Source organism: Leptospira saintgironsiae, from assembly GCF_002811765.1.
GTDB lineage: Bacteria > Spirochaetota > Leptospiria > Leptospirales > Leptospiraceae > Leptospira_B > Leptospira_B saintgironsiae.
In genome coordinates, this window is record NZ_NPDR01000021.1 from 1 (window position 1) to 3664 (window position 3664).

A 3664-nucleotide genomic window follows, 5' to 3' on the forward strand; every position below is an offset into this window, starting at 1 on the left:
AAATGCACCTATACTTGACGAGCCTGTGCTACTTGCAGATCCTGATAAGCCTATATGATGATTTCCATTAGGATTAAAGTCATATCCTCCGTTGACGGAGTAACCTCCATTGGCTGCGCTATAATCAAAGCCTATAAACGTTCCTTGTTTAAACGCCCTTCCGGTCCCATCGAAATTATAATTTATATTAAAATCTACTCCCGAACCAGGAGCAAAGCTCACTCCTCCATTCACATTTCCTAATGTACCTGTGAAACCGCCCCCCCATCCACCTGCCTGAGCATCTTCGCCAAGTAGAATATCCCCGTTTTGGTGAGGAGTCCAGGATACATATCCCGTAACAGGCCATTCTTTGAGTGCCGTGGCTACGCTCAATACTCCGTTAAGAAAACCGGCGACCCCCTCGACAAGCTCGGGGCCGGGCTACTCCGGGTTCGCTAGTCGCTCATCCCTTCGCCACTTTTGCTTTAATCTATAGCTCATACTATAGTCTTGCTCGGGACTAAAGCCCTACGTATCCCTGTCGCTTACTTTAAAAGCAGGATTTTATCTCTTCTAATTCAGATCCCTCTTCATTAGAAAATTGTTGTCAAAGAACTTATGAATTCTCTGCACAATTGTGCAGTTGGCCCTATTACTACAAAAGGCCTGAACCAATCTATTAGATCAGTCAGGCCTTTTACCTTTTATATGAGACTTTGATACTTTATGTCAAACTTCTTTCAAAACAATACCTTTAAATGATTATTCTTCTTCCATGATAGGGCTCTTTATTGAACTCCCAAGTTCTTGGTTCAGAAAGATACCTGTCTTCAGTATGTTTTCTATATCATCATTTTTATTTGGTGAATAAAGGATATCTCCTACGTACCTTCCGTAGATGTCCTTTCCCTTACTCTTTACAATAACAGTCCTACCTGCTTTAAGCTTTTTCTCTAAGACATGAAAAGAAATTTCACCTTCTTTTGTTCCAAGTTCAGCTGCCCAAACTTTATGTAATCTGATTCTCTGCCTGGATGTTAAGTCGAAACCAAGGTTTAGTTGTACTATAATCGTATCTCCGTCTACAACTCGTTCCACTTGACCTGAGTATATGTAGAAGGTTGCATCCTTTGAGTTTAATTTCGTTAGAATAACCTTTCCACTCTTTTCGCTAACCTCCACTAAAGTATTCTCTTTAAACTTAACTTTGCTTCCTAAGCTCAAGTAACAATAGAATCCTAAGTCTAAGCTTAGTTTAGTTTACCCTGAAATTGTTTTAACGATTTTGTAATGATTAAGCCTTCCAGTTGGACGTTCCCATCTAGGCGTTTTCCCTAGGTAGAGCTCCCCGGATTCCCTTAGGCGGATTACAAGGTCATCCAAGGTCCAGTTATTTTGAATCGTTTCAGTTTCTAAAGTTTTCCGAAGCTTAGCATCTTCTATTCCGGAAAGTATTCGATAGTAGCTCCAACTGAGGTTGGGATTAACTTTAGATTCTCCATATACTTCGTAGAATTTCTTAGCGTAAAAGAGCATTCTTTCAGAAAAACCACGTTTGAGTTTCTTTTTTAGCTTAGTAGAGAGGATCTTGATCCAGCTTCCTTTGTTTCTCTCAGTTGCGCTTAAACCTTTCTCTACTTGGTTAAGTAACTTGCCTAAATCTCGATTTGCTTGGATGACGTAAGCATTCTTTCCAAGTGCAGTGTCGTTACCAAGTCTCTCATAGAGGTTAATGATTTTATTTGAGAGTTTAGTTAGGTCTTTTTTGTCCATTTGGATGTGCTTTACGAAGGAGATATAATAAAAAACTCCCCTGAGATTGGAGAGTTTTTAAAGGAAATGCAATATTATGCAATTCTAATTTGTAATCTATGGCCTTCCACGTTTACAAGTCTTCAATACTTTCTCGTCTACTTCATTTGTATTCTTGTCGTAAGGGTTAAATTGAAGGTATTTAATTGTGTCACCGACTCGCAAAGTCAGAATGTAAGAATCTCCTTCGCATTCTTCTAAACCTTCGATTTTATCGAATTTATCCTTATCCGAATCTAATACTGGAGTATATTTCTGGAGAAACGGAAAAGTATCCTTACTTTTCTTCACTCCGAAATAGTAGTAATTGCCTCCGAAGGCCCCTTTAGATCGTTTTAGAATAGCGTAAGCAAGCTTCTCACCAGTCGCAAGAGTATTATCCGATTCTTTGGTAGCGTATTCGATAGTGTCTTCGATTGAAGACTCATTAAGCAGAAGGTTTCCAAAATATAAAGTCGTTCCCAAAAGAACTATAATCAAAGCGATTAAAATGGAATTTAGCTGTTTCATACGATAGTCGATTTCCTAATTTATTTTAATTCTCGGGACCAAGCTTCGTAAAACAAAATTAGAGGTTCTATGTAGTTCTACTAAACGAATGAATGATCGAATTCATATCCCTATAAAGAATAGTTCATCCAAACATCCAACAACTTAAACATTCCCTTTCAAAAAGAAGAACTTCTCTTCTTCTTTAGCCTCTCCTTGATATAATTTATTGAAAGGTGGAATGGATCTCTAAGAAGAAATTTTTTAGACAATATCCCAATCTTTTCAATCAATCATGCATATTCGGTTATTTTTGAATATTTAAACTATGATAACTTTTTAGCCCTGATCACCTTAAACAAAGACCACCCCCTTGGGGAAGCCTTTCTCTTTTTCTTCCGACTCTCCACGATTATTAAGCGTAAGGTTCCTGGAAGCTTACATAATATCAACTACCGGAAAATATCGTGTAATATGAACTTTGGCCAAAGAGAGAAGTTTTATATAAATTTCATAATCCCACTATTTTGCATCTTTATGTCGCTGCGCTTCTTCTTTACCAAAAGTCTCCTGCTCTTTTTGAAACTCTAACTGCTTTTGCAACTCCCAACGACAACGATCAAAATCCTCGTCTTCATGCTTGCTTCCATCTGTATATGCAGTAATCTTTTTTTCATCACCTTTAATTGATCGAATATTTGATTCGGATTCAGCGTCCTTTGAATTAAAAGTGAGAAATACTCGACTCTCGCCTTCTTCAACATACTTTCGTAAATAAAGAATCTTACCATTCAAAGCCATTGAATACAAAGAATTTGCATTTTTTTCAAATGAAAACTCAACAACTTCGTTCTTTCTAAAATCTGAGAAGGCAAACTTTCCCTTCTTTGTTGTTTCATTTAATTCTAAGCAACTGTATGGATGACCCTCAGTTTTAGATAAACCAAGAAAGCCTCTTAATGCCCCATCAGTAAAACTGTCGCCTGCAAATCCATATATTTCCGCGTTATTAGCGTTGGTCAAAAGCGATTTATCTTGACCATTCGTTTCATTCAACACTTCGGCTTTCTTCCCTTTACAGCTGAACATCAAGAAACAAATTAGAAAAACAATCTTTAGATAAACTGACATGAAATCTCCATTTTCGTTATAGCATTATTCGATGAATTGCTTTATTTTTCTTATAATATTCTAATAAACTTTTATTGCGAATTTCTCGATCAGTGTGATCAAAAATTCTTAAATCCAACTTGCCATTCCAATCTTTAACAACTTTGGCCGTAATGTAATGATTTGCACCGCCTTTTCCATCAGTGTCAACATATAATTGGACTACTGACCCTTCCCTTACTCTACCAACATTAAAACTTTCAGTTAGGAA

General features: G+C 37.2%; 5 protein-coding genes and 1 pseudogene. All 6 read right to left on the reverse strand.

All coding sequences use genetic code 11. The features are described from left to right. Positions 1–387 (reverse strand): annotated as a pseudogene (locus CH362_RS18955) (TIGR04388 family protein); the annotation flags it as partial. A 357-nt stretch (positions 388–744) separates the two neighbouring features. Then, positions 745–1206, reverse strand: coding sequence for a thermonuclease family protein (locus CH362_RS19455; protein WP_244280655.1), 462 nt, complete (start codon positions 1204–1206; stop codon positions 745–747). 36 nt (positions 1207–1242) lie between these two features. Beyond that, positions 1243–1755 carry a DUF1016 N-terminal domain-containing protein gene (locus CH362_RS19460; RefSeq protein WP_244280656.1) on the reverse strand — a complete coding sequence of 171 codons (513 nt, stop codon included), beginning with the start codon at positions 1753–1755 and terminating at the stop codon, positions 1243–1245. 96 nt (positions 1756–1851) lie between these two features. Then, positions 1852–2304 (reverse strand): hypothetical protein, encoded by a 453-nt coding sequence (locus CH362_RS18965; RefSeq protein ID WP_100711885.1) that lies wholly within the window; start codon positions 2302–2304, stop codon positions 1852–1854. A 501-nt stretch (positions 2305–2805) separates the two neighbouring features. Next, positions 2806–3414 (reverse strand): hypothetical protein, encoded by a 609-nt coding sequence (locus tag CH362_RS18975; RefSeq protein WP_100711886.1) that lies wholly within the window; start codon positions 3412–3414, stop codon positions 2806–2808. A gap of 16 nt (positions 3415–3430) precedes the next feature. Beyond that, positions 3431–3664: hypothetical protein (locus tag CH362_RS19325; RefSeq protein WP_208859625.1), on the reverse strand; the 234-nt coding region annotated here is incomplete at its 5' end.

What these genes read in the sequence shown, in the direction of transcription:
- CH362_RS19460 (WP_244280656.1), bottom strand. Translation starts at nt 1,755, where the DNA reads ATGGACAAAAAAGACCTAACTAAACTCTCAAATAAAATCATTAACCTC.
- CH362_RS18975 (WP_100711886.1), bottom strand. Translation starts at nt 3,414, where the DNA reads ATGTCAGTTTATCTAAAGATTGTTTTTCTAATTTGTTTCTTGATGTTC.
- CH362_RS18965 (WP_100711885.1), bottom strand. Translation starts at nt 2,304, where the DNA reads ATGAAACAGCTAAATTCCATTTTAATCGCTTTGATTATAGTTCTTTTG.